The sequence below is a fragment of the Xanthomonas sp. 3075 genome (assembly GCF_014197275.1).
In the GTDB taxonomy this organism is placed as follows: domain Bacteria; phylum Pseudomonadota; class Gammaproteobacteria; order Xanthomonadales; family Xanthomonadaceae; genus Xanthomonas; species Xanthomonas campestris_B.
The window spans coordinates 1-2,421 of the sequence record NZ_JACIFI010000047.1 but is presented as its reverse complement, the minus strand read 5'-3'; the positions used below and the strand labels follow the sequence as shown (position 1 = coordinate 2,421).

Sequence of the window (2,421 nt, the reverse complement as noted above, 5' to 3'; positions counted from 1 at the left end):
GTCGCAGGCTCAAAGCCCTAAAAGGTCTGACACCGTACGAATTCATCTGCAAACAGTGGACATCCGAACCCGATCTGTTCAAGGTGGATCCGATCTATCTAATGCCGGGACTGAACATCTAGGGATGGTCTGATCAACGGCATCGGAGGATGAGCCTAACCACATCGGCCAGGCTGACGGCGCTCAGATCCTCGATTTTTTTGCCGTTTCCGGCGCGTTTGCAGGGTGTTGCCCGGGTTACAGGCACACCGCCCCCACGACAGGCATCAACTGCTTTCGCTTCATCCACAGGTTCGATAGCGCAAACAAGGTCAGCACCTGCGCGGTGTTCTTGGCCAGGCCGCGATAGCGGACCTTGGTGTAACCGAACTGGCGCTTGATCACCCGGAACGGATGCTCCACCTTCGCGCGCACGCTGGCCTTGAAGTGTTCCCAACGCTGTTCCCGAGCACGCTCCCGCTTGTTGCCGAGGGCTTGAATCGTCGACCGCTTGGCAGCAATGAAAAATGCAGCCTCGCAGGTTTGCAGTTCTTCGCGCTTATCCGCACCGGTGTAGCCGCTATCGCCAAACACGCTGTCTTCCTTGCCATGCAGCAATGCGTGCGTCACCGTCACATCGGCGACGTTGGCTGGCGTGCAATGGACGTGGTGCACCAGCCCAGAAAATTCATCCACGCCGATGTGCGCCTTCATCCCGAAATACCACTGATTGCCCTTCTTGGTCTGATGCATCTCAGGGTCGCGTGCATGGTCGGCATTCTTGGTCGAACTGGGCGCCGCGATCAGCGTCGCATCGACGATCGTGCCCGACCGCAGGCTCTGGCCCTTGCGCGCCAGATGCGCGTTGACCGCTTCCAGCATCCGCGCGGCAAGGCCATGGGTCTCCAACAGGCGGCGAAAGTTGAGAATCGTGGTCTCGTCGGGAACGTTGTCCAAGCCACCGAGCTGAGCAAAGCGCCGCAAGGTCGGAATCTCGTGCAGCGCTTCTTCCATCGCCGGATCGCTCAGCGCATACCACTGCTGCAGCAGATGAATCCGCAACATCGTCGCCAGTGCGTACGGCTGCCGACCTGGCCGGCCCGACACCGGATAGTGCGGCGCGATCAGCCCGAGCAGTTGCTGCCACGGAACCACCTGCTCCATCTCGGCCAGAAAGATCTCGCGCCGGGTCTGCTTGCGCTTGCCCAGGCCCTCAGCGTCACCGAACGTCAGTTGCATGGATCACTCCTCAACATGAGGCGGGTAGTGTCGCGTATCTGTGGTGCGTTGTTCAGAGGTTCCCTAGGCGTCGAAGAGGTTAAAATGATTGCTGCTGATCCTTCATCTGTACTCGACGCGTATATTTCGCCCAGAGCCTCATACCCGACAGAGGGGAAGCTATGCCATTGCAAATCATGCTTGGCATCCCATAGCTCATCCTCCAACTTTAATGCGGCTGTCACCTGCTTTTCACTGTCGTACGCCTGCCAGTTGTAATAAACCAAATTGTTTGGGCAGTGGCCTGCTGTCAGGATTCCGACCTTGCCCAAGTTTGCGTGTTTTACAATGAACTCCCCCGTACAACGATTAATGTTCTCCAGGATTGCACCGCCTCGAACGGTTTCATTTGCGGTCAGTTGCATCTTGCCCCGCAAATAAACTATCTTCACTGAATTATTTAACCTCTTTTCAAGTAAGGGTGTTTCTTTCTCATATGCATTCTTTTCTATAGCAGGATTGAAGATGTAAAGGATGATTTGGCCAGTCTTTTCATCTATAGAAATACCCTCAAGTCCTGGAATATCTCTATATAACTCGCTCCTATTTGCGGATATGATCCCTTCCAATTCTTCAAGAGTTTTATCTGCTCCTCCCAGGATGACAATTGGCACGTCGCCCATAACCGTTGAAACTTTTCGAGTCAAAGCAGGGCTTTTCCCCTTCAATTTAATAATGAAACGTAAGTCCGGGATATCTTCCCAGTAAGCAGCCGCTAATTTGCCTTTGTAGCTCTCCACGATGTGGTTAATTGATTCCTCAGAGGCGGCCTGTAATTTGAGTCGCCTTGCAGCCTCTTTCTCAGATATCAGCGCGCTCCTGGCGTATGACTTGGCTTCGCGGGTGTCTGAATTCTCCCCCGACATTTGAGCTGATACTTCAAATGGTACGAATACGCAAACCGCTAAGGCAAAAGCAATGACAATCCTCATCCCACTCTCCGTTTGTGCCCCCCTGCGCGGAGATCATCGGCGAGGATCGGAACATTGGTCAACCGCCCATTTATCTAGAGCGTGTTATGAACTTTGAAAGAGCGTGGCTGCATTTCCAAGCATCAGGATCGTAAAGACGACAAAGTGCAAACCGGCCAACGTTTCCGGCAATCGCTCATAGTCGCGTGCCAGTCGTCTGAAGCGATTGACCCAGCCGAAGCTACGCTCGACG

The 2,421-nt window shown here is 54.2% G+C and carries 3 protein-coding genes and 1 pseudogene; 1 reads left to right on the top strand and 3 read right to left on the bottom strand.

The window, feature by feature from the left end; genetic code table 11:
- A pseudogene (locus GGR62_RS20825) lies at nucleotides 1-122 on the top strand (IS481 family transposase); the annotation flags it as partial.
- Nucleotides 123-237: 115 nt separating this feature from the next.
- Here GGR62_RS20825 and GGR62_RS20820 read toward each other — a convergent pair.
- The 3 genes from GGR62_RS20820 to GGR62_RS20810 form a co-directional block, all read right to left on the bottom strand.
- On the bottom strand, nucleotides 238-1,218 hold the full coding sequence (locus tag GGR62_RS20820; RefSeq protein ID WP_184409713.1) for an IS5 family transposase: 981 nt from the start codon (nucleotides 1,216-1,218) through the stop codon (nucleotides 238-240).
- Complete coding sequence (locus tag GGR62_RS20815; protein WP_184409712.1) at nucleotides 1,209-2,189, bottom strand: peptidase; 981 nt, start codon at nucleotides 2,187-2,189, stop codon at nucleotides 1,209-1,211. Before GGR62_RS20815 ends, GGR62_RS20820 begins: the two co-directional genes overlap by 10 nt.
- Before the next feature lie 84 nt (nucleotides 2,190-2,273).
- The coding region (locus tag GGR62_RS20810; protein WP_184409711.1) for a transposase at nucleotides 2,274-2,421 on the bottom strand (148 nt) is incomplete at its 5' end.

What these genes read in the sequence shown, in the direction of transcription:
- GGR62_RS20820 (WP_184409713.1), bottom strand. Translation starts at nt 1,218, where the DNA reads ATGCAACTGACGTTCGGTGACGCTGAGGGCCTGGGCAAGCGCAAGCAG.
- GGR62_RS20815 (WP_184409712.1), bottom strand. Translation starts at nt 2,189, where the DNA reads ATGAGGATTGTCATTGCTTTTGCCTTAGCGGTTTGCGTATTCGTACCA.